This window comes from Microlunatus spumicola (assembly GCF_039536445.1).
GTDB classification, from domain to species: domain Bacteria; phylum Actinomycetota; class Actinomycetes; order Propionibacteriales; family Propionibacteriaceae; genus Microlunatus; species Microlunatus spumicola.
This window is the reverse complement of the sequence record NZ_BAAAYR010000001.1, coordinates 244,906-266,509: the sequence shown is the minus strand read 5'-3', so window position 1 is coordinate 266,509 and position 21,604 is coordinate 244,906. Positions and strand designations below refer to the sequence as shown.

Annotated in this window: 20 protein-coding genes, 4 tRNA genes and 1 pseudogene; 14 read left to right on the top strand and 11 right to left on the bottom strand. The window is 73.5% G+C overall.

Translation table 11 applies throughout. The features are described 5' to 3' along the window. The 4 genes and pseudogenes from ABD665_RS01235 to thrS all read right to left on the bottom strand — a co-directional run bounded on the left by ABD665_RS01235 (position 1) and on the right by thrS (position 4,426). On the bottom strand, positions 1-930 hold the full coding sequence (locus ABD665_RS01235) for a phosphatidylinositol mannoside acyltransferase (protein WP_204912609.1): 930 nt from the start codon (positions 928-930) through the stop codon (positions 1-3). Beyond that, complete coding sequence (gene pgsA / locus ABD665_RS01230) at positions 914-1,567, bottom strand: phosphatidylinositol phosphate synthase (RefSeq protein ID WP_204912610.1); 654 nt, start codon at positions 1,565-1,567, stop codon at positions 914-916. The genes ABD665_RS01235 and pgsA overlap by 17 nt, the downstream gene beginning before the upstream one ends. Positions 1,568-1,791: 224 nt before the next feature. Continuing rightward, positions 1,792-2,337 (bottom strand): annotated as a pseudogene (locus ABD665_RS01225) (HIT family protein); the annotation flags it as partial. Positions 2,338-2,407: 70 nt separating this feature from the next. Beyond that, positions 2,408-4,426 carry a threonine--tRNA ligase gene (thrS, locus tag ABD665_RS01220; RefSeq protein WP_344740778.1) on the bottom strand — a complete coding sequence of 673 codons (2,019 nt, stop codon included), beginning with the start codon at positions 4,424-4,426 and terminating at the stop codon, positions 2,408-2,410. 118 nt (positions 4,427-4,544) lie between these two features. On the opposite strand from thrS, the gene ABD665_RS01215 reads away from it, so the two are divergent. Next, complete coding sequence (locus ABD665_RS01215; protein WP_204912612.1) at positions 4,545-4,886, top strand: MmcQ/YjbR family DNA-binding protein; 342 nt, start codon at positions 4,545-4,547, stop codon at positions 4,884-4,886. Between the two features lie 84 nt (positions 4,887-4,970). On the opposite strand, the gene ABD665_RS01210 is transcribed toward ABD665_RS01215, so the two are convergent. Further along, positions 4,971-5,042 (bottom strand) — tRNA-Val (locus tag ABD665_RS01210). 37 nt (positions 5,043-5,079) lie between these two features. Beyond that, positions 5,080-5,943, bottom strand: a complete 864-nt coding sequence (locus ABD665_RS01205) for an aminotransferase class IV (RefSeq protein ID WP_204912613.1) — start codon at positions 5,941-5,943, stop codon at positions 5,080-5,082. Between the two features lie 140 nt (positions 5,944-6,083). On the opposite strand from ABD665_RS01205, the gene ABD665_RS01200 reads away from it, so the two are divergent. The 8 genes from ABD665_RS01200 (at position 6,084) to ABD665_RS01165 (ending at position 10,428) form a co-directional block, all read left to right on the top strand. Then, positions 6,084-6,156 (top strand) — tRNA-Gly (locus tag ABD665_RS01200). Between the two features lie 43 nt (positions 6,157-6,199). Next, a tRNA-Cys gene (locus tag ABD665_RS01195) sits at positions 6,200-6,270 on the top strand. 1 nt (position 6,271) lies between these two features. Then, positions 6,272-6,343 (top strand) — tRNA-Val (locus ABD665_RS01190). A 119-nt stretch (positions 6,344-6,462) separates the two neighbouring features. Beyond that, a complete protein-coding gene (locus ABD665_RS01185; protein ID WP_204912614.1) occupies positions 6,463-6,699 on the top strand; it encodes a hypothetical protein in 237 nt (78 codons plus the stop codon). A gap of 20 nt (positions 6,700-6,719) precedes the next feature. Further along, positions 6,720-6,998 (top strand): type II toxin-antitoxin system PemK/MazF family toxin, encoded by a 279-nt coding sequence (locus tag ABD665_RS01180; protein ID WP_344740774.1) that lies wholly within the window; start codon positions 6,720-6,722, stop codon positions 6,996-6,998. Positions 6,999-7,221: 223 nt separating this feature from the next. Beyond that, positions 7,222-7,938 carry an alpha/beta fold hydrolase gene (locus ABD665_RS01175; protein ID WP_204912616.1) on the top strand — a complete coding sequence of 239 codons (717 nt, stop codon included), beginning with the start codon at positions 7,222-7,224 and terminating at the stop codon, positions 7,936-7,938. A 100-nt stretch (positions 7,939-8,038) separates the two neighbouring features. Then, a complete protein-coding gene (locus tag ABD665_RS01170) occupies positions 8,039-8,989 on the top strand; it encodes a helix-turn-helix domain-containing protein (RefSeq protein ID WP_204912617.1) in 951 nt (316 codons plus the stop codon). A gap of 80 nt (positions 8,990-9,069) precedes the next feature. Then, positions 9,070-10,428 (top strand): alpha-L-fucosidase, encoded by a 1,359-nt coding sequence (locus ABD665_RS01165; RefSeq protein WP_204912618.1) that lies wholly within the window; start codon positions 9,070-9,072, stop codon positions 10,426-10,428. A gap of 10 nt (positions 10,429-10,438) precedes the next feature. On the opposite strand, the gene ABD665_RS01160 is transcribed toward ABD665_RS01165, so the two are convergent. Both ABD665_RS01160 and ABD665_RS01155 read right to left on the bottom strand, forming a co-directional pair. Next, positions 10,439-13,873 (bottom strand): SNF2-related protein, encoded by a 3,435-nt coding sequence (locus ABD665_RS01160; RefSeq protein WP_204912619.1) that lies wholly within the window; start codon positions 13,871-13,873, stop codon positions 10,439-10,441. Between the two features lie 76 nt (positions 13,874-13,949). Further along, a complete protein-coding gene (locus ABD665_RS01155) occupies positions 13,950-15,089 on the bottom strand; it encodes a CDP-glycerol glycerophosphotransferase family protein (RefSeq protein ID WP_204912620.1) in 1,140 nt (379 codons plus the stop codon). Between the two features lie 148 nt (positions 15,090-15,237). Between ABD665_RS01155 and ABD665_RS01150 the strand changes: the two genes are divergently transcribed. Further along, a complete protein-coding gene (locus tag ABD665_RS01150; protein WP_204912621.1) occupies positions 15,238-15,780 on the top strand; it encodes a hypothetical protein in 543 nt (180 codons plus the stop codon). Between the two features lie 25 nt (positions 15,781-15,805). Here ABD665_RS01150 and ABD665_RS01145 read toward each other — a convergent pair whose 3' ends face one another. Both ABD665_RS01145 and ABD665_RS01140 read right to left on the bottom strand, forming a co-directional pair. After that, positions 15,806-16,243: a MerR family transcriptional regulator gene (locus ABD665_RS01145; protein WP_204912622.1), complete on the bottom strand. Its 438-nt coding sequence runs from the start codon at positions 16,241-16,243 to the stop codon at positions 15,806-15,808. A gap of 17 nt (positions 16,244-16,260) precedes the next feature. Beyond that, the gene (locus tag ABD665_RS01140; protein WP_344740770.1) at positions 16,261-17,775 is read right to left on the bottom strand and encodes a SulP family inorganic anion transporter; all 1,515 of its coding nucleotides are present in this window, start codon (positions 17,773-17,775) and stop codon (positions 16,261-16,263) included. Between the two features lie 247 nt (positions 17,776-18,022). Between ABD665_RS01140 and nhaA the strand changes: the two genes are divergently transcribed. After that, positions 18,023-19,345, top strand: a complete 1,323-nt coding sequence (gene nhaA, locus ABD665_RS01135) for a Na+/H+ antiporter NhaA (protein ID WP_204912623.1) — start codon at positions 18,023-18,025, stop codon at positions 19,343-19,345. A 44-nt stretch (positions 19,346-19,389) separates the two neighbouring features. On the opposite strand, the gene ABD665_RS01130 is transcribed toward nhaA, so the two are convergent. After that, on the bottom strand, positions 19,390-20,097 hold the full coding sequence (locus ABD665_RS01130) for a ZIP family metal transporter (RefSeq protein WP_204912624.1): 708 nt from the start codon (positions 20,095-20,097) through the stop codon (positions 19,390-19,392). A 124-nt stretch (positions 20,098-20,221) separates the two neighbouring features. Here ABD665_RS01130 and ABD665_RS01125 point away from each other — a divergent pair, with 124 nt between their 5' ends. From ABD665_RS01125 to ABD665_RS01115, 3 genes are all read left to right on the top strand, one after another. Then, the gene (locus ABD665_RS01125) at positions 20,222-20,707 is read left to right on the top strand and encodes a MarR family transcriptional regulator (RefSeq protein ID WP_204912625.1); all 486 of its coding nucleotides are present in this window, start codon (positions 20,222-20,224) and stop codon (positions 20,705-20,707) included. A 148-nt stretch (positions 20,708-20,855) separates the two neighbouring features. After that, positions 20,856-21,095 (top strand): hypothetical protein, encoded by a 240-nt coding sequence (locus ABD665_RS01120; protein WP_204912626.1) that lies wholly within the window; start codon positions 20,856-20,858, stop codon positions 21,093-21,095. Between the two features lies 1 nt (position 21,096). Continuing rightward, positions 21,097-21,561: a hemerythrin domain-containing protein gene (locus tag ABD665_RS01115; RefSeq protein ID WP_204912627.1), complete on the top strand. Its 465-nt coding sequence runs from the start codon at positions 21,097-21,099 to the stop codon at positions 21,559-21,561. Positions 21,562-21,604 lie beyond the last annotated feature (43 nt).

The following is a 21,604-nucleotide window of genomic DNA, read 5'->3' as shown; positions in this document are numbered from 1 at the left end:
TCACCGGGCGGACACCTGGGTCGAGGTAGGCAGGTCGAAGAAGGGCTGCAGGAGGTGCCAGTCCTCGGGGTGCTCGTGCAGGACCGAGGCGAAGAAGTCGGCGCAGGCCTGCACCATGGCCGCCAGCCCGTCGTCGCCCGGCTGCGCGGGGACGACCGGGCCGATGACCAGCCGCATGGGCGCGCCGCGGCGCAGGGGCTCGCCGCCGTAGTGGGCGACGGTCGGGATGAGGGCGGCGCCGCTGCGGCGGGCGACCTGGGCCGGCCCGGCCGGCATGGTCACCCGGTGGCCCGCGAAGTCGACCTCGACGCCGCGGCCGCTGAAGTTGCGGTCGGCCATCAGGCAGACGAGGCGCCCGCGGACGACGTGCTCGACCAGCGTGTCGACCAGCGCCGGGGCCCGGTGCGAGAGGATCTCCATCCCGAGGCCCTCGCGGAACGCCAGGAACGCCGCGAACTCCTCGGTCCCCAGCTGCTCGGCCACGCTCGTGACGGGCATGCCGGTGAGGCAGGCCCAGGCACCGGCGAGGTCCCAGTTCCCGCTGTGCGGCAGCGCGATGACCGCCCCGGTGGTCGCGAAGGCGTCGTGCACCACGGCGCCGTTCACCAGCTCCACCCGGTCGACCACCTCGGCGGGCGACCAGCGCGGCAGCGCCAGCACCTCCCAGAACGTGCGCACGTACGAGGCGATGCCGAGCCGGAGCAGCCGGGCGTCGGCCGGGCGTCCGGCGACGGCCGTGAGGTTCTCGCGGAGGCGGCGCACGTGGACGTCGTCACGGGCGACGACGACGCGCGCGGCGAGGGCGGCGACGGCACGGACGACTGGCTGGGGCACACGGCCCCCGTACCGCCAGCCGAGGCGGAAGGCCTCCCGGACCACCCGGGCGCGGTCGGGACGACGCCGGCGCACGCGGTCAGACGGGCTGGCCATGCGGTGCACCCGGGTCTCGTGAGCCCCGTGAGCCCGTGACGCCCTTCGCCTGGCGCCGGACCTGCTCGATGCGCTGGAAGACGGTGATCATGCTCGTGACGGCGAGCAGCGCCATCGCGGCCTCGAGGACGTACGGCACGCCGAGCCCGGCGAGGAACGCCCCGACGAGCACGATGACGAGCCGGTCGGCGCGGGCCGCGAGCCCGCCGCCGCAGGTGAAGCCCAGGCTCTCCGCCCGCGCCTTCACGTACGAGGTCCACTGCCCGAAGACGAGGCCGGCCAGTGCCACGGCGGCCCACAGCGTCGAGTCCTGGCGGTAGGCGAAGAAGAGCAGGATCCCGCCGAACACCGCCGCGTCACCGAGGCGGTCCGACGTCGAGTCGAGGAACGCGCCCCAGGCCGAGGCGGTACCCGTGGACTTGGCCATCAGCCCGTCGATCATGTCCGACACGACGAAGACGGTCACGATCAAGACGCCCTGCCACAACCAGCCCTGCGGGAAGCAGATCAGCGCACCCAGGACGACACCGATCGTCCCGGCCACGGTGACGACGTCGGGCGAGACCCCGTGGCCGACCAGCCAGCGCACGACCGGTCCCAGGACGAGCCCGGACAGCGAGCGGAAGCGTTCGAGCATCAGACCTCACCCCCCGGCGCCACGGGCACCTCGGCGTCGCCGGTCACGCCCCCTGAGCTTGTCGAAGGGCCTCGAAGAGGTTGGCTCTCCTGGCCGGCTTCGCTGGGATGCCGACCACTTCGTGGCCCTTCGACAGGCTCAGGGGGCGTTCCTGGTGGCCCTTTGACAGGCTCAGGGGGCGTTCGACCGGTCGCTGCGTCCTGCGCCGTCCCGGCGAGACGGTGCCACGCGTCGGTGACGACCTCCCAGGTCTGGTCGAGCAGCTGGGGCAGGGCCTTGGTCTGGCCGACGACGGGGAGGAAGTTCGCGTCCCCGGCCCAGCGCGGGACGACGTGCTGGTGCAGGTGGGCGGCGATGCCGGCGCCGGCGACGGCGCCCTGGTTGAGGCCGAGGTTGAACCCGTCGGGCGCGCTGGCCTCCCGCACCACCCGCATGCACTGCTGGGTGAGGCGGGCGACCGCGTGGGTCTCCTCCTGCGTCAGGTCCGTGTAGTCCGCGACGTGGCGGTAGGGGCAGACGAGCAGGTGGCCGGGCGAGTACGGGTAGAGGTTGAGGACGACGTACGCCACCTCGTCGCGGTGGACGATCAACGACTCCCGGTCCCGCCCCGGCGACCGCTTCGGCAGCGTGCAGAACGGGCAGTCCGCTGCCGTGGCCGTCTTCGGCTTGTCCTGCCCGCCGATGTAGACCATCCGGTGCGGCGTCCAGAGCCGCTGGAAGCCGTCGGGGTCGCCGGGGCGCTCGCCGGCCGGCTCGACCTCGTCCTGCACTGTGTCCCTCTCCTGCCCGTCGTGGGTCCCGCCCGGGGGCGCCGTCACCGTCCTACCCGCAACGGACCGTTTAGACCTGCACGCGCGCCGCGACCGCGTCGGTGATCTCGCGGATCGCCTCCTCGACGGGGACCCCGTTCTTCTGGGTCCCGTCGCGGTAGCGGAAGGAGACCGCGCCGGCCGCGACGTCGTCGCCGCCCGCGATCAGCATGAAGGGCACCTTCTCCTTCTGCGCGTTGCGGATCTTCTTCTGCATGCGGTCGTCGCTGTCGTCGACCTCGACCCGGATCCCGGCCGTGCGCAGCCGGTCGGCCACCTCGACCAGGTAGGGCACGTACTCCCCCGCCACCGGGACGCCGACGACCTGCACCGGGGACAGCCAGGGCGGGAAGGCGCCCGCGTAGTGCTCCACGAGCACGCCGATGAAGCGTTCGATCGACCCGAACTTGGCCGAGTGGATCATCACCGGCTGCTGACGGGTGCCGTCGGCGGCCTGGTACTCCAGCCCGAAGCGCGCCGGCTGGTTGAAGTCGTACTGGATGGTCGACATCTGCCAGCTGCGCCCGATCGCGTCGCGGGTCTGGATCGAGATCTTCGGGCCGTAGAACGCGGCGCCGCCCGGGTCCGGGACGACGGGCACGCCGGAGCCCAGCGCCGCCTCCTCCAGGACCGCGGTCGCGACCGCCCACTCCTCGTCGGAGCCGATGAACTTGTCGGAGTCGCCGCGGGTCGACAGCTCGAGGTAGTAGTCGTCGAGGCCGAAGTCGCGCAGCAGCCCGAGCACGAAGTCGAGCAGGTGCCGGATCTCGCCGGGCGCCTGCTCCGGGGTCACGTACGAGTGCGAGTCGTCCTGGGTCAGCCCGCGCACGCGGGTCAGGCCGTGCACCACGCCCGAGCGCTCGTAGCGGTAGACGCTGCCGAACTCGAAGAACCGCAGCGGCAGCTCACGGTAGGACCGCCCGCGCCCCCGGAAGATCAGGTTGTGCATCGGGCAGTTCATCGCCTTGAGGTAGTAGCTCGACCCCTCGAGCTCCATCGGCGGGAACATCGTGTCCTTGTAGTACGGCAGGTGCCCGGAGGTGTGGAACAGCCCCTCCTTGCTGATGTGCGGGGTCCCGACGTAGTCGAAGCCCTCCTCGATGTGCCGGCGCCGGACGTAGTCCTCCATCTCGCGCTTGATCACCCCGCCCTTGGGGTGGAAGACCGGCAGCCCCGAGCCGAGCTCGTCGGGGAAGGAGAACAGGTCGAGCTCCGCGCCGAGCTTGCGGTGGTCGCGACGGGCCGCCTCGGCGAGCCGGAACTCGTACGCCTTGAGCTCGTCGCGGCTCGGCCAGGCGGTTCCGTAGACGCGCTGCAGCTGCTTGTTGGCCTGGTCGCCGCGCCAGTAGGCCGCCGAGCTGCGGGTGATCGAGAAGGCCGGGATGTAGCCGGTGTGCGGCACGTGCGGGCCACGGCACAGGTCGAACCAGGCCACCGAGTCGTCGCGCTTGAGGTTGTCGTAGATCGTCAGCTGGCCGGCGCCGACCTCGACCGAGGACGCGTCCCCGGAACCGTCGCCGTCACCGACGTGGACAACCACGTCCTCGGCCACCCTGCTCTTGTCGGCGATCAGCTCGAGCTTGTACGGCTCGTCGGCCAGCTCGGCGGCCGCCTCGGTGTCGGTCACCTCGCGACGGCGGAACCGCTGCCGCTCCTTGACGATGCGCTGCATGACCTTCTCGACCTCGCGCAGCGACTCCGGGGTGAAGGGGTCGGCGAGGTCGAAGTCGTAGTAGAAGCCGTCGGTGATGGGCGGGCCGATCCCGAGCTTCGCCTCCGGGTGCAGGCTCTGCACGGCCTGGGCGGCGACGTGCGCCGCGGAGTGCCGCAGGATCGCCAGGCCGTCGGGGCTGTCGATCAGGACCGGCTCGACGGCCGCGCCGTCGGGGATCGGGCGGCTGAGGTCCCAGGTCTCGCCGTCGACGCGCACCGCGACGACGCGCTTGTCGTCGCCGAAGCGGTCGAGGCCGGTCTGCTCGCCGGTCGTCGCGTCCGTCCGGTCGTCCTTCGCCGGGTCGTCGACGGACGGGGACGGGGACGGGTCGACCACGGGACTGCTGACCTCCTGAGCACGGCTGCGGGGGCCCGCAGCGCGTCGCCAGACTATTCCTCGCAGCGCCGGAGCACCCCGCCGTTCCGAGCGGCACGGCGGTGGCACGATCGCCGGCATGGCGCAGGACTGGCTCGGGCACTGCCTGGCGAAGCCGGGCGCGTGGCGCGACCAGCCGTGGTCGGACACGGTCGTCGCCAAGGTGGGCCCGAAGATCTTCGCCTTCCTCGGCGACCCCGACCACCCGACGTCGATCGGGCTGAAGTGCGGGGACCGCGAGGCCGCGGACCTCTGGCTGGAGCGCTTCCCGGGGTCGGCGACGCCCATGCGCTACCTGGCGCGCCACGGCTGGAACACCTTCGCCCTGGACGGCACGATCCCCGACGACGACGTCGCCGAGCTGATCGACGACTCGTACGCGTTCGTGGTGGCGGGCCTGCCGAGGTCCCAGCGGCCCTGACCTGCGGGTCGCCGTCAGCGGGGAAGTTCTGCCCGGGCAGACGCGGTCGGATCTTTCCCGCCGTCTCGGGCCGTCAGGTGGGGGTGGGCGATACTGGGTTCGAACCAGTGACCTCTTCGGTGTGAACGAAGCGCGCTACCACTGCGCCAATCGCCCCCGTGCCCCTCAGGGCGGACGCCACACTACCCGACGATCAGGGGTCCAGGTCCCCTGCGGACCGCTCCGCGAACACGGCGGCGGCTCGGGTGGTCACCGCACCGAGCCCCGTGAAGGCGTGGCCGTCCCAGCGCTCGACGAGCTGGACGTCCCGCAGCGAGGAGGTCAGGAACACCTCGTCCGCGCCCAGCGCCTCCTCGAGGGTGAGGTCCCGCTCGGTCACCGGGAACCACTCGAGCAGCAGGTCGCGGGTGATCCCGGCGAGCGGGCCGGCGCTCAGCGGCGGGGTCACGACCTCGTCGCCGAAGACGCAGAAGACGTTGGTGCCCGTGCCCTCGCAGACGTTCCCGGCCGTGTTCCGGAAGACGGTCTCGCCGCAGTCGTGGGCGTGGGCGTACGCGAGCCCGCGGACGTTCTCGCCGTACGAGGTCGACTTCACGCCGGTGAGCGCGCCGTGCTCGTTGCGCCGCCAGGGCGCTGTGACGACGTCGGTGCTGACCGGCGGCAGCGTCATCGCCGCGGCCGCGACGACGAGCATCGGGCGCCCGTACGCGGCCTGCGACCCGAGCGGGCCGTCGCCGCCGGTGTAGGTGATGCGGACCTTGCCGTTCGCGAACCGGCGGTCGGCGAGCACGGCGTCGATCCCCTCGCGCACCGCGGCACGGTCCGGCGCGGGCAGTCCCATCGCTGCGGCGGAGCGCTCGAGCCGGTCGAGGTGGCGGCGTACGGCGAAGGGCCCGGCCGGCGTCACCTTGAGCGCCTCGAAGACCCCGTCGCCCACGACCAGGCCGTGGTCGGTCGCCGGCACCCGGGCGTCCTTAGGGTCGGCGTACAGCTGGCCGTCCACCCAGATCACGGGGTCCGAGCTCGGTCCGGCGTCCACGCCCTCCTCGTCCAGCACCGCGACAGCCTAGGGGCGGCGGAGGCGGACGGACGACCGCTCTCACGAGGCGCGCCGACGGCCGGATCGGTTTGGTTTCGCGCCCGGGATCCGGCTAGAGTCCTTTCTCGCACCCCCCGGGAAACCGGGAAGGTCGCAACGCGGACGTGGCTCAGTTGGTAGAGCATCACCTTGCCAAGGTGAGGGTCGCGGGTTCGAATCCCGTCGTCCGCTCGGAGCGAGTCTCGCCCACCCCGTTGGGGAGAAGTAGTTCCCCGGTGGAGTGGCCGAGAGGCGAGGCAACGGACTGCAAATCCGTGTACACGGGTTCAAATCCCGTCTCCACCTCGGGCGATTGGCGCAGCGGTAGCGCGCTTCCCTGACACGGAAGAGGTCACTGGTTCGATCCCAGTATCGCCCACGAGGTTCGACCTGACGAGGGTCACGGTCCCGGTTCTCCCGGGGGCGTGGCCCTCGTCGGCGTTTTCGCATCGTCCTTGCTGAGTACCACACCGGTATGCTCCTGGTACGAGCACGCAGATGACCGTCCGGCTGTCCGACGAGAGTGCGGCCTTCATCGACGAGCAGGTCGAGGGCGGGACCGCTGCCTCTCGGGCCGCGGCGCTGGACAAGCTCGTACGCCGGGAGATCCGGCGGGTGCGAGCGATGCAGGACGCCCTGATCTACGCGCGGGAGGGTGAGGACCCGGAGCTGTCCGGGTTCCACGAGGCCGCGGCCCGGAGCCGGTTGGCGCACGACGCCGACGCCGACCGGTGAGACCGATCCACGTCGTGCACATGGACGAGCCTCGGCCGGCCGTCCTGCTCACGCGTCCCGAGGTCCTGGACCTGCGCCCGTGGGTGACGGTCGCTCCGATCACGTCGACCGTGCGCGGGCTGTCCGTCGAGGTCTCGGTCGGGCGGGCGAACGGGATCGACCACGCGAGCGTGGTCAGCTGCGACGACATCGACACCGTGCATCGTGACGACGTCGGCCGGCTGCTCGGCTACCTGCTCGACGACCAGGAGCCGGCGCTGGCCGAAGCGATCGTGGCCGCGTTCGCGCTGGACCTCTAGCGACCGCCCGCCTGGGTCCAGGGGCGCCCCGAGCGGGTGCTTCCCCTCCGAGCGTCATGGCCTCAGCGTCCAGCCCCCGGAACCGTCCGGGTGTGCACAGGGTTGTGCTGCGCCTGCACGACCGGTCTCCGGTCCTTCTGCCCGGACCCGTTCCTCTCCAGCCTGGGAGCTGACCGCGCGGGCTGACCGCGCGGCCCGGAACCGGAACGCCAGGAGACCTCTCGTGCCCACCGCCCCCACCGTCGTGCTCGTCCACGGCGCCTTCGCCGACGCGGCCAGCTTCGCCGCCGTCGTCCCGACCCTGCTCGACGACGGCCTGTCCGTCGTCGTGCCCGCCGTGCCCAACCGCAGCCTCGTCGGCGACGCCGCGTACGTCGCCTCCGTCGTCCGCCAGATCGAGGGGCCCGTCCTGCTGGTCGGGCACTCGTACGGCGGAGCGGTGATCACCGTCGCCGGCGTCGAGGAGAACGTCGTCGGCCTGGTCTACCTCGCCGGCTACGCCCTGACCGAGGGCGAGAGCCTCGCCGAGCTCCAGGGCCGCTTCCCCGACTCCGACCTCGCCCAGGCGCTCGTCTACCGGCCCTACCCGGTCGAGGGCGGGGACGACGGGACGGACGTGTACGTCGACGTCGCCAAGTTCCCCGCCGTCTTCGCCGAGGGCGTCGACCCCGGGCTGGCCCGCGTGCTCGCGGTCTCCCAGCGCCCGCTCGCCGGCGCCGCGTTCGGCGAGCCGGCCTCTGCCGCCGCGTGGCGCACCAAACCGTCCTGGGGCCTCGTCTCGGCGGCCGACCACACCATCAACCCCGAGGTCGAGCGCTTCGGCTACAGCCGGGCCGGGATGACCGTCCGCGAGGTCGAGTCCTCGCACCTCGTGATGCTCGCCCACCCCGAGGCCGTCGTCGAGCTCGTCCGCGAGGCGGTGCGGGCGACCAGCGCCTGACCGGCGCCGCGCGGGGCGTGGCAGGGTGGGGCCCGGCCGGCGGGGAGACCCGTACGGCCGCCCCGCCCTGCCCGACGCCGCACCGCCCCGAGGTGACTGCTTGGCCGTCCTCCTGGACACCGACCTGCTCCCGGCGCGGGAGCGGGCGGAGGCGCTGCACGCGGCCTACGAGGACCAGCAGCCCCGGCGCCGGGTCGTCCTCGGAACCGCTGCGGTCCGGCACCGGGTGGAGCAGGTGGGGCTCGGCCCGCGGTCGCACGTCCTGCGGACCGGCGGGACCCCCCTGCAGATCCTGCGCACCGCCCACCAGGTCCGGGCCGACGCGCCCGAGCACCTCGCCATCGGGCTGCGCCGCCACGGCCGGGGGCTGCTGTCGGTGGCCGGCGACGAGGCCGACCTGCCCACCGGCCACCTGAACTGCGTCGACATGACCCGGCCCTACCGCCTCGCGCACACGACGGACCACGCGCACGACGTCCTGATCCTGCCGAACGACGAGGCCGGCGTCAGCGTCGACCTCGTCCGGGCCGCGGCCCCCGTGCTGCGCCGGAGCCCCGTCTACGACCTGGTCCGCCACCACGTCGCCGCCCTGTTCGACGCCGTCCGGCCGCTGCCCCCGGACCTGCGCGCCGCCGCAGGGCAGGCGACGACCGCGCTGGTCCGCCTCCTGCTGGCCACCGCCGCCGCCCCCGACGGCCAGCACCGGGTGCTGGAGGACGCGCTCGGGCCGCGGATCGCCCTCTACCTCGAGACGCACCTGGCCGACCCCGACCTGACGGTCGAGCGCGCGGCCGCCGCCCACCACGTCTCGGTGCGCCACCTCTACGACGTCTGGACCCGGGCCGGGCACACGTCCACCCCCGCCCAGTGGGTCCTGCACCGGCGCCTCGAGCGGGCCCGGGACCTGCTGGCCACCTCCGACCCGGCGACCACCAGCATCGCCACCGTGGCCCGGCGGTCGGGGTTCCGCGACGCCAGCCACTTCAGCCGCCGCTTCCGCCAGGCGTACGGGACCACGCCGCGCGAGTGGCGCGCCACCGGTCCGACCTGACGCGTCCTGACCTGACGACGTCCCGACCTGCCCCTTCCCACCCGCCCGACCCGCCCCGCCGGATCCACAGAGGAGCACCGATGCCCCCCACCCCGATCGCCAGCAGCGCCGACCAGCCGGACTCGCCCGAGCTCTGGGCCACGCTCGAGCGGCCGCTGCCGACCTGGTACGCCGAGGCGAAGCTCGGGATCTTCGTCCACTGGGGCCCCTACTCCGTGCCCGCCTGGGCCGAGCCGAGCGGGGCCCTCGGGGCGGTCCCCGAGGACGTCTGGTTCACGCACAACGCGTACGCGGAGTGGTACCTGAACACGATCCGGATCCCCGGGAGCCCGGCCGCTCAGCACCACGCCGAGGTGCACGGCGGGGCGCCGTACGACGACTTCATCGACGCGTGGACGGCCCGCGACTTCGACCCTGCCTCCTGGGCGCGGCTCTTCGCCCAGGCCGGCGCGGAGTACGTCATCCCGACGAGCAAGCACCACGACGGCGTCGCGCTGTGGGAGGCGCCGGGGACGGGTTCACGGAACACGGTCCACCGCGGCCCGAAGCGCGACCTGCTCGCCGAGATCGCCGACGCGGTGCGGGCCGAGGGGATGCGCTTCGGCGTCTACTACTCCGGCGGGCTCGACTGGTCGACGAGCCCGTTCCCGCCGGCCACTACCTTCGCCGAGGTGCAGAGCCTGCGCCCGCTCGACGCGGCGTACAACCTGTACGCCTTCGAGCACGTCCAGGACCTGGTGCGGCGCTACTCCCCCAGCATGCTCTGGAACGACATCGAGTGGCCCGACGCCGGCAAGCGCGGCGGTCCGCAGTCGCTGCACGCGCTGTTCGCGGACTACTACGCCGCGGTGCCCGAGGGCGTCGTGAACGACCGCTGGGGCGACACGCACCACGACTTCGTGACCAGCGAGTACGAGCACAACCGGCACGTGGAGGGCGCCGAGCCGTGGGAGAACAACCGCGGGATCGGCTTCTCGTTCGGCTACAACCAGACCGAGGACGAGAGCCAGTACCTGGACGGGCGCGCGCTCGCCCGCTACCTCACGGACATCGTGGCGCGCGGCGGACGGCTGCTGCTCAACGTCGGGCCGACCGCCGAGGGGGTCATCCCGCCCGTGCAGCAGCGTGCGCTGGAGGGCCTGGGCCGCTGGATGGCCGCCGCCGGACCCGTCCTCCGGGCGTCCTCGCCGGTCGACCCCGCCGTCGCCGCCCCGAGCGACGACCCGTGGGTCCGCTGGCTCGCCGTCCCGGGCCACCTCGTGGCCGTGGTCGACGGGACGGGGACGGTTCCGTTGGGGGTCGACGCCGACGCGGTCGACGCGCGCGACGTGCAGGTCCTGAACGGGTCGGCCGAGGTGCGCGTCGACGGCGGCCGGCTGTCGGCGACCGTCAAGCCCGCCGACGACGGGCCCTGCCTCGTGCAGCTGCCGCTGCGCTGAGGTCGGGCCGTTACCCGACCAGGGCGGCGATGTCGCGGGCGGTGAGCGGGGCGCCGAGCGCGACCTCGCCGTCCAGCACGCTCGCGAACAGCTCGGCCTTGCGTTCCGACAGCGCGACGACCTTCTGCTCGACCGTGTCGGCGGCGACGAGGCGGTAGACCATGACCGGCCGCGTCTGGCCGATGCGGTGCGTCCGGTCGATCGCCTGCGCCTCGACGGCCGGGTTCCACCAGGGGTCGAGGACGAAGACGTAGTCGGCCTCGGTCAGGTTCAGCCCGACGCCGCCGGCCTTGAGGCTGATCAGGAACACCGGCGCGCTCCCCCGCCGGAACGCGTCCACGACCTCCTCGCGCCGCCGGGTGCGGCCGTCGAGGTAGGCGTACGCGATGCCCGCCGCGTCGAGGCGCTCGCGCACCCGGCCCAGGAACCGCGTGAACTGGCTGAACACCAGCGCCCGGTGCCCCTCCGCCGCGAGCTCCTCGAGCCGGTCGAGCAGCTCGTCGACCTTGGCCGAGCCGACGTCGGCGTGCACCGGGTCGATCAGGACCGGGTCGAGGGCGAGCTGACGCAGCCGGGTGAGCGAGGCGAGGATCGTGATGCGGTTCTTCTCCACGCCCTCCTCGTCGTCCAGCAGCTTGAGCAGGCGCTGGCGCTCGCGGGCGAGGTGGGTGTCGTAGAGGGTGCGGTGCTGCTGCCCCAGCTCGACCTCGACCACCTGCACCTGCTTGGGCGGCAGCTCGCCGGCGACGAGCTCCTTCGTCCGCCGCAGCACGACCGGGCGGATCCGCCGCAGCAGCGCGGGCAGCGCACCGGGGTCCGCGTGCTGCTCGATCGGCTGGGCCACGGTCGTCCGGAACGCCTCCGCGTACGGGAACATCCCGGGCGCGGTCAGCGACAGGATCGACCACAGCTCCATCAGGTTGTTCTCCAGCGGGGTGCCGGTGATGGCGAAGCGGCAGTCGGCCTCGACGTCGCGCAGCGCCGCCCAGGTCTTGCTGCGGTGGTTCTTGACCGCCTGCGCCTCGTCCAGCACCAGCCCGGCCCAGCGCACGGCGGCGTAGTCGGCGGCCTCCAGGCGGAGCAGCGTGTACGTCGTGACGACGACGTCGACCTGCTCGTCCGGACCCTCGGGCCGCAGGGCCTGCTCGAGCGACCAGCCGCGCCGGGCCGTGGCCCCGGTGACCGTGACCAGCCGGAGGTCGGGGGTGAAGCGTTCCGCCTCGGTGCGCCAGGTCGCGACCACGCTGGACGGCACGACGACCAGGAAGGGGCGCCGCAGCCCCGAACCCTCGTCCGGCCCGCGCTCCTCGCGCGCCCGGGCGATCATGGCGAGCGTCTGGACCGTCTTGCCCAGTCCCATGTCGTCGGCCAGGATCCCGCCGAGGTGCTGCCGGCGCAGGAAGCTGAGCCACTGGTAGCCGTCGTGCTGGTACGGCCGCAGCGTCGCGCGGAGCCCGAGGGGAAGCGGCTCGGTCGGCAGCGGGGCGTCGGTCTCGACGAGGCGGCGCAGGGCGGTGGACGCCGCGGCCCACTCGGTCAGCTGGCCCTCGGTGGCGCCGATCTCCTGCACGTCGGCGAGCAGGCCGTGGGCCTCGCGGCTCAGCCGGACGACGCCGTCCTCGTCGGCCTCGGGCTCGTCCGGCTCGGGCGTCCGCGGCGCGCGCCGGTCCGCGAACGTCCGGGCCTCCTGCACGAGCCGCGCCAGCCGGTCGAGCTCGGGCCGGTCGAGGTCGACGAAGACGCCCTTGCGCACCATCACCGTCGTCCGCCCGGTCGCCAGGGCCTTGAGCACCGTCGGCAGCCCGAGCCAGATCGTGCCGAGCCGGGCGTCCTCGACGGACACGAGCACCTCGAGGTCGAGCCAGTCCGTGCGGTCGTGGCGCATCGCCGCCCCGCGCGGGTGGAACTGGACCTGGGGCACCCCGGTCACCTCACGGAACTCCGGCGGCGAGCCGTTGGTCACCACCTCGAGGTCGGGATGGGCCTGGAGCCGGGGCAGGTCCCGCTCGGCGAACCGCATCGCCTCGACGTCGCGCAGCCGGACGCGGGCGGTCAGCGTGCCGGGGCCGCGGAGCCGCAGCCCGAGCAGGGCGTCGAGCTCCTCGTCCCACCGGAGCCGATCCACCAGGGCGGCCTCGGCCTTGCGGTCGCGCCAGCCGCGGACCCCCTCGTGGCCCTCCAGCGGGAACTGCTGCGCCCGGTCGCCGCGTCGGTAGAGCCAGCGCCAGCCGAGCTCCACGCGTCCGTCCTCGCTCCAGGTCACGTCGCCGCGCAGCGTCACGGTCGGCGGCCCCGGGATGTCCACGGAACCGTCGCGCGACGTCACCGGCACGCTCGCGGCGAGCACCGGGAGGTACTCCCCGACCAGCTCGGTCAGCGCCTCGGGCCCGACGCGCAGGTCGAGCCCGGTGTCCAGCCACGACCGCACGGTCGGCGGCACCGCCGCGGTGAGCGGAGCGAGGACCAGCCCCTTGGTCGCCCGGTCGCCGCCCGCCGCGCGCTCGCGCAGGACGACGCCGTGCGTGGGCTCGCCGACCAGGGCGACGTCCTCCGCGCGATGGTGGACGCCGCCGACGGTCACGCCGACCCCGACCTCCACCGCGTCGTCGCCCCGGCGCACGTCCACCGCCAGCGCGGCGGCGTCGGCCAGCCGGACGTCGACCCCCTCCGGACCCACGAGCGGCAGCCCCGCGGCGACGACCCGCTCGAGGGCGCGCCAGACGCCCGGACCGGCGGCGTGCAGGTCGATGGCGTCGGAGGAGGTGGCGAGGTAGCCCCGCCGCCCCAGCAGCGCCGTCTTCAGGTCGGCGAGCATCTCCAGGTCGGCGGGGTCGCCGACCGGGGCCTGCGGCGTGCGTCCCCAGCCGTCGTCGTACGGGTCGGTGCCGATCCGGGACCACTCGACCCCGCGCCGGACCCAGCGGCCGTTCCGCCCCCGCCGCACGGCCCGCACCCACAGCCGGAACGGCGCCTCCGCCGGCCCCCACCGGGTCGCCGGCCGGGCCTTGGGGAGCACGAGCTCGACGCCCAGCCGCACCTCCGGGTCCGCGGTGGGTCGTCGCTGCGACGCCGCCTCGTCGAGGACGCCGTCGAGGACGGTGCGCCAGTCGGGACGCGGGCCGTCGCCGCCGTCCTCGGCCGGCCCGGCGGCGAGCACGGCCGCCAGCGCGTACGCGTGCTTGCACCGCTCCCCGACGGGACAGGTGCAGCCCGTACGGACGAGCAGCTCGTCGGTCGCGGTCCGCTCGAGGAGCAGCGTCGTCCGGTAGGGCTGGCTCCCCCGGACGACGGCCGAGGCGAAGAGCGACCCGCCCTCACGGTCCTGCTGGACGGGCCCGACCCGATCCTCGCGGACGTACGCCTGCCCGCGCTGCCGGGTCGTGGCGTCGAAGGTGCCGTCCCGCAGCAGCGCGGCCACGTCCGCGGTCCCGACTGCACTCACCACGGGCGCCACCGTAGGCGGCACCGCTGACAAAGACGAGCGGACGGCCACCAGCCCGACCGACGCGGTCGAACCGGCGTCAGGCGCCGGCGAGCACCTCGTCGTGGCGGGCGAGCAGGTGGCTCTTCACGAAGCGGCCGAGGCGCTTCGTCGCGCGGCCGTCGTCGAGCGCGCAGTAGGTCTGGCGGAACGCCGCGTAGCGCTGCGCGTACTCCTGCCGGACGCCGGGCAGGTCGTTGAGCGCCTCGGTCAGCGCCTCCTGCGTCCGCACGACCGGACCCGGCGCGACCGGCTCGAGCTCGAAGTAGAAGCCCCGGTCGACGTCGCGGTAGGTCTCGAGGTCGTAGGTGTAGAAGATCAGCGGCTTGCCGGTGACGGCGAAGTCGAACATCGACGACGAGTAGTCCGTGACCAGCACGTCGGCGGCCGCGTAGAGCTCGGCGATGTCGGGGTGCCAGGACACGTCGAGCACCCCCGGCACGTCGGAAGGCTTGAGCCGGTCCGTCATGAAGTAGTGCACGCGCGTCAGCACCCGGACGCGGGGGCCGAGGTCGGCCACCAGCCGGGGCACGTCGAGCGCCAGCTCCAGCGGGGTGCTCCGGTCGGAGAACATCCGGTCGCGGAACGTGGGCGCGTAGAGCACGACGGTCTCGTCGTCGGCCAGGCCGAGCGCGGCGCGCGTCCGGGCGCGGACCTCGTCCACGCGCGGCGGCTGCAGGACGTCGTTGCGGGGGTAGCCCAGCTCGAGGACCTTGCCGCCCCAGCGGAAGGCGCTGCGCAGGCGCGGCGTGCTCGCGGGGCTCGGCGAGAGCAGGTAGTCCCAGCGGTCGATGTCCAGCTCGAGCCAGTCGAGCCGGCCGGGCGGCGCCCAGCGGACGTCGCGGTGCACCGTCTTGAGCGGCGTGCCGTGCCACAGCTGGAGGTAGGTCGAGCCGGGCCGCTTCTGCCACTCGACCTCGATGTGGGTGTTGCCCACCACGAGGTCGGCCGACTCGAGGGCCGCGACGCACTCCGGGGACCCGTAGGTCACGGTGCGCACGTCGGCGGGGAAGCCGCGACGGTGGGCCGGGTCGGCCAGCCACACGTGCTCGGCGCGGACCCGCGGCTGCAGCCACGCGTGGAGCGCGCGGGGGCTGTCGCTGTAGCGGCCGGCGAACGAGTCGTAGACGATCGTCGGACGGTGCTCAGCGGGTGCGGGGTGCGGGGTGCGCGTGCTCATATGTTGCGCAGTATGCACGAAAAAGGTGACGGCCCCCGTACAGACGACAGGGGCCCGACGGACGCGGACCTGGCATCGTGAGGTGATGGCCCGGTCCGAGCGACGACCCTCCGACGACCCCCCTCCTCCCGACGGGCGGGGAGAACGGGTGCTGCTGCGGCGCGGCAACCTCGTCGTGACCCGCGACCGCGCGCTCCTCGTCGGCGGGGTCCTGGTCCTGCTGCTGCTGGGGGCGGTGCTCCCCTACGTCACCCTCGGCTACCTCGACCCGGCGTCCCGACCCGTCACGGGCACGCCCCGGCTGTTCGGGGCCGCGGGGCTGCTGGGCGGCGTCGACCCGACCTACCTGCCGGGCTACCGCCCGGAGATCCGCTCCGACTACAACCTGGCGCTGAACTTCGCGGCCGCCGGACCGGGGCTGCAGCAGATCGGCACCGTCGTCGCCGTGCTGTCGTGCTGGGCCCTGCTGACCGACGAAATCAACCGCATCGCCTGGTGGTTCCTGCACCTGTCGGCCTACCCGCTCCTGCTGGCCGGCGTGCCGCTGCTCGTCGGGGCCGTGCAGCTGCACGGGCTCGACGTCGACCTGCGGGTCGGGCCGGGCTGGGTGCCCGCCCTGGTGGCCGGCGTGCTCGTCTGGCTCGCCTCCTGGCGGGCCCGGTCGCGGATCGACACCTACGGCAGCTTCTGAACCTCCGCCTCGTCAGATCTCGTGGTCAGCCGCGCGCAGCCAGCAGGTCCCGGAACTCCTCCGCGTACGCGAGCTGGCGCCGCAGGGTCACGCAGCTCTCCTCGGCCCGGGTGTGGCACTCCGCGACGAAGGCCGCGGCCTCCGCCCGGGCGTCCTCGTCGGAGGCGGCACCGCTCTCGTCCGGGACCTGGGCGAGCACGTCGAGGGAGGCCAGCAGCTGCTTCATCTCGTCGAGGGTGAAGCCGAGCGGCTTCATCCGCCGGATGGTGCGCAGCCGCTCGACGTCGCGCTCGGTGTAGAGGCGGAACCCACCGGCGGTGCGCGCCGACGGCGTCACCAGGCCCGCCTCCTCCCAGTGCCGCAGCGTGCGGACCGACAGCTCGGTCCGTTCCGCGACCTGGCCGATCTGCATGTGGGTGGTCGGGGGCCCGTCGCCCCCGCCGGTCCTGCGTTCCTCCGTCACGTGGCCGTGCGCCGGTGTCACTGGCCGGCGCCGAGCTGGCCGGAGAGCCGGCTGTGCCAGGCGAGGCTGGGCTCGTTGAGACCGACGATCTCGACCTCCTTGCCCTTCTCGCGGTACTTCTGCTCGATGGAGTCGAGCGCGGCCACCGTCGAGGAGTCGTAGATCTGGGACTCGCTGAGGTCGATGATCACGTGCTGCGGGTCGCCGACGTAGTCGAACTGCGTGACGAGGTCGTTGCTCGAGGCGAAGAAGAGCGCCCCCCGCACGGCGTAGACCCGGGTGTCCTCGTCGGGGTGGGCGACGTCGACGACCTCGGTGAAGTGCGCGACCCGCCGGGTGAAGAAGATCATCGCCACGATCACGCCGACGACGACCCCGTACGCGAGGTTGTGCGTGGCGACGGTGACGACGACGGTGGCGACCATGATCACGGTCGCGCTGACCGGCATCCGCCGCAGCGTGGACGGGCGGATGCTGTGCCAGTCGAAGGTGCCGACCGAGACCATCACCATGACCGCGACCAGGGCCGCCATCGGGATGATCGCGACCACGTCGCCGAGCACGACGACCAGGATCAGCAGGAACGTCCCGGCCAGGAAGGTCGAGATGCGCGTGCGGGCGCCGGAGACCTTGGTGTTGATCATCGTCTGCCCGATCATGGCGCAGCCACCCATGCCGCCGAAGGCGCCGGTGACGAGGTTGGCCACGCCCTGGCCCCAGGTCTCGCGCCGCTTGTCCGAGTGCGAGTCGGTGACCTCGTCGACGAGCTTGGCCGTCATCAGCGACTCGAGGATGCCGACCAGGGCGACGCCGAGCGCGTACGGGGCGATGATCTTCAGGGTCGCCCAGGTCAGCGGCACGTCCGGGAAGAACAGGGTGGGCAGGCTGTCGGGCAGGGCACCCTCGTCGCCGACCGTCGGGACCTGGACGGCGAGCACGACGGTGACCAGGGTGATCAGCACGATCGCCACCAGCGGCGCCGGGACGACCCGCGTCAGCCTGGGGAGGAAGACCATCACGGCGATGCCGGCGGCGACCATCGGGTAGACGAGCCACGGGACGCCGACGAGGTAGGGCACCTGGCTCGAGAAGATCAGGATGGCCAGCGCGTTGACGAAGCCGATCATGACGCTCCGCGGGACGAACCGCATCAGCTTCGCGACGCCGAGCAGGCTCAGCACGATCTGCAGGACGCCCGCGAGGAGCACGGTCGCCACGAGGTAGTCCATGCCGTACGCCCGGACCAGCGGCGCGATCACCAGGGCGACGGCGCCGGTGGCGGCGGAGATCATCGCGGGCCGGCCGCCCACGATCGAGATCGTCACCGCCATGGTGAACGAGGCGAAGAGGCCGACCCGCGGGTCGACGCCCGCGATGATCGAGAACGAGATCGCCTCGGGGATCAGCGCGAGGGCGACGACCAGGCCGGCCAGCACCTCCGTGCGCAGGCGGCGCGGCGAGCGAAGGGCCGCCAGCACGGAGTCGGGTTCACGGGGCAGGGCGAGGGGCGGTGCAGCAGCGGTGGAGGACACGCACGTCCGATCAGGGTCTGGAGGCGGGGGAAGCGGGACGTCTCCGGACGACGCTGCCCGGGAAGGTGAGGTGACGCGGGACGGGCACGAGGCCCGTCGGTGGCCGTCGAGGCCGCACGCGGTGAACCCTACCCTTCCGTGAGGGTTGGTTTCGCCAGGTCCGCGCAAGGGCGTCGGACCGATAGAGTGGTCCGCGGTGTGCCGGGAAGTCTGGTCGGCGACGACGACGACGACCCCTGAGGACCTTGTGACCGCCACCACCACCCCGCCGCGCTCCGTCTTCCCGCGCGGCTCCTGGCCCGAGACCGCCCGGATCACCGAGCTCCTGCGCCGCGAGACCGTCGGCGGCGCGCTGCTGCTCGGCGCGACCGTCCTCGCGCTCGTCTGGGCGAACTCGCCCTGGAGCGGCGCGTACGCGCGCCTGCGTGACCTGACCGTCGGCCCGCACGCCCTGCACCTCGACCTGAGCCTCGGCGCCTGGGCGGCTGACGGGCTCCTGGCGATCTTCTTCTTCGTCGCCGGGCTGGAGCTCAAGCGCGAGTTCGTCGCGGGCGACCTGCGGGACCCCCGCCGCGCCGCGCTGCCCGTGGTCGCCGCCGTTGGCGGCATGGCGGTGCCGGCGCTGCTCTTCGTGCTGGTGAACCTCGGCGGCGGCAGCGAGGCGCTGCAGGGCTGGGCGATCCCCACGGCCACCGACATCGCCTTCGCCCTCGCCGTGCTGGCCGTGGTCAGCACCCACCTGCCGAGCGGGCTGCGGACGTTCCTGCTCACCCTGGCCGTGGTCGACGACCTCCTGGCCATCACGATCATCGCGCTCTTCTACACCCGCGAGCTGCACCTGCCCTTCCTCGCGCTGGCGCTCCTGCCGCTCGCCGCGTTCGGCTTCCTGGTGCAGCGCCGGGTGCGCTCGTGGTGGCTGCTCGTCCCGCTGGCCGTGGCCACGTGGGGCCTCGTGCACGCCTCCGGGGTCCACGCCACCGTGGCCGGGGTGCTGCTCGCCTTCACGGTCCCGGTGATCCGCAGCCAGGCCGCCGGAGGTCCGGACGCCGGGCCCGGCATGGCCGAGCACCTCGAGCACCGGGTCAGGCCCCTCTCGAGCGGCTTCGCGGTCCCCGTCTTCGCGTTCTTCGCCGCCGGGGTCACCGTCGGCGGGTTCAGCGGGCTCACGGACGCCCTCACCAGCCCGGTCGCCCTCGGCATCGTCGTCGGCCTCGTGGGCGGCAAGACGATCGGCGTCTTCGGGGCGACCTACCTCATGGCACGGTTCACCCGCGCCAGCCTCGACGAGGACCTGCGCTGGGTCGACGTGCTGGGGGTCGCGGTGCTGGCGGGCATCGGCTTCACCGTCTCGCTGCTCATCGGCGAGCTCGCGTACGGCAGCGGCAGCGAGCGCGACGACCACGTCAAGGTCGGCGTCCTCGTGGGCTCCTTGCTGGCGGCCGTGGTCGCCGCCGTGATCCTCCGCCTGCGCAACCGCACCTACCGCCGGCTGTGCGCGGAGGAGGAGCGGGACTCCGACGCCGACGGGACCCCGGACTACTACGAGGACGAGCCGGCCCGCGGCGCCTGAGGCGTACGACGGCGTCGCCCAAGAAGTACGGGCCGCTACCGGTCTCAGGTCAGGTTGGACAGCGCGGCCGCGACCGCGAACCCCAGCACGGTCACGAGCCCCGCCCGGTTGCCAGCCTTCCGCTTGGCCTCCGGGACCATGGAGTCGACGAGCATGACGAGCAGCGCTCCCGCGGCGAAGCCGTCGATCGCGGCCTTCAGGCTCCCGCCGGCCGCATCCGCCAGCGCGTAGCCGCCGACCGTCGCCAGCGCGCAGACGACGGTCACGGCCAGCCACAGGCCCAGGACCAGCCGCCTCGACTTCCCCGAGGCCCGCATGTCGCTGGCCGAGCCGATGGACTCGGGGAGGTTGGAGACGAAGATGGCGACCAGCAGCGCCACGCTCACGCCCTGGCCCGTCGCCAGCCCGATCCCCAGGACCGCCTGCTCCGGGATGCCGTCCAGCAGCGCGCCGACCGCGAGCGGGAGCCCGCCGGCGCCACCACCCTGGCGACCGCCCACCCGCTGGACGAGTCGGTCGGCGAGGAAGTAGCTCAGCGCGCCCACCACCAGACCCGCGGCCACCGACCAGGGTCCGCCGAGGCGCAGCCCCTCCTGCGCGAGCTCGAACGCGACGCTCGAGATGAGCGCGCCGGCCCCGAACGCCAGCACGGCGCCGAGCAGCCCGGTCCGCCACCGGCGCACCAGGGCCAGCACCGCACCGATGGTCAGCGAGAGGGCCGCGACCGCTCCCCAGCCCAGGGCGGTCAGCACGCCGGCTCACGGTGAGGGTCGTGGCCACCCGGCTGTCTCGGCACGAGGGCCGAGGCTAACGGAACCCTTGCGCTGGCGCAACGCATCGGTTGCCGAACCGCACCCGCCTGGTTAGCATCCACCCGTGCCCGACGCAGGCGTGCCCCTCGAGGACGGGCGGACCGCGGCAGACGTCGAGGTCGCCCTCCGCGCCGCGCGCACCTTCTCGGCGATCACCGCGGAGTCGATGGCGCAGGCCGGGGACAGCGTGACCCTCCCCCAGCTCCGGGTGCTCACCCTGGCCTCCGGCGCGGGCGCCCTGAACAACCGTCAGGTGGCGGCCGCCCTCGGGGTGCACATCTCGAATGCCAGCCGGATCTGCGACCGGCTGGTGCAGGTCGGCCTGCTGTCGCGGCGGGACGCACCCGGCGATCGCCGGCAGGTCCAGCTCACGATCACGGAGGCGGGCACGCGCCTCCTGGACGCGGTCACCGGGCACCGGCGCACGGTGCTGCTCCAGGTCCTGGACCGGATGACGGACGCCCAGCGGTCCGCCGTGACCGACGCCTTGGCGGCCTTCACCGCCGCCGCCGAGGACGTCCTGCAGGCTCCGCACGACCACCTGCCGTAGCCGTCGGTCGAGCACGGACGGCGTCGGTAACGTCTGGATAACGGCGAACCGCAACCATTGCCTGAGCGCAATCGTTGCGTAACCGTGGAAGGCGTACCGCGGCGCCGGGGTCCTCCCGACGCCGAGACGCTGGAAGGACGGTGCACAGATGAGCACATGGCTGATCGTCTTGATCGTGGTGGTGGTGGTCGTGGTCGCACTGGTCGCGATCACCGCGACGGCCCGGTCCCGCAAGCGGCACGAGGCCCACCACATCGGGCTCCCGCCGATCGGTGCGCTGTCGGCCGGTGGTCCGGAGCCGGGCACGGGCCGGCCGGAGACGGACAGGACGGAGACGGACCCGACCGAGGCGCGCGAAGCGGAGGCGTCCGACCGCCGGACCCGCTGACGTGGCGGCGACCGCGAACGGGCACCGGGAGCTCGACCAGGCGCACGAGCGGCTCCGCGAGGCGCTCGACGTGACGCGCCACGCCCTCGGGGGCGGACAGGACCGGTCCGTTCCGGACGGGGTCGTCCTGTGCCAGGGTCTCTGCCGCGCGGTCGTCGAGCACCAGCGCGGCCAGGACCAGTCCCTCTTCCCGGTGCTGGCGGCGCGTCGACCGGAGCTCGGTCCCGCCCTGCACGCCCTGCGGCAGGACCACGCCCTCGTCGCCGGGCTGGTCGAGGACCTTCGCCAGGCGTGCGAGAGCAGGGCCTCGGCCGGTGAGCTCGGCGGACGGGTCGAGAGGCTGGCCGCCTCCCTGGACACCCACTTCCGTCACGAGGAGCTCCGCCTGAACCCGGTCCTCGACCTCCTCGACGGAGCCGGACCGCCCCCGCCCACCCTGGACACCCTCGGCTGGCTCGTCTCCTGACGGTTTCCCCGAAGAGCCGGCGTCGGCGCGGCGGCCCGGGCCG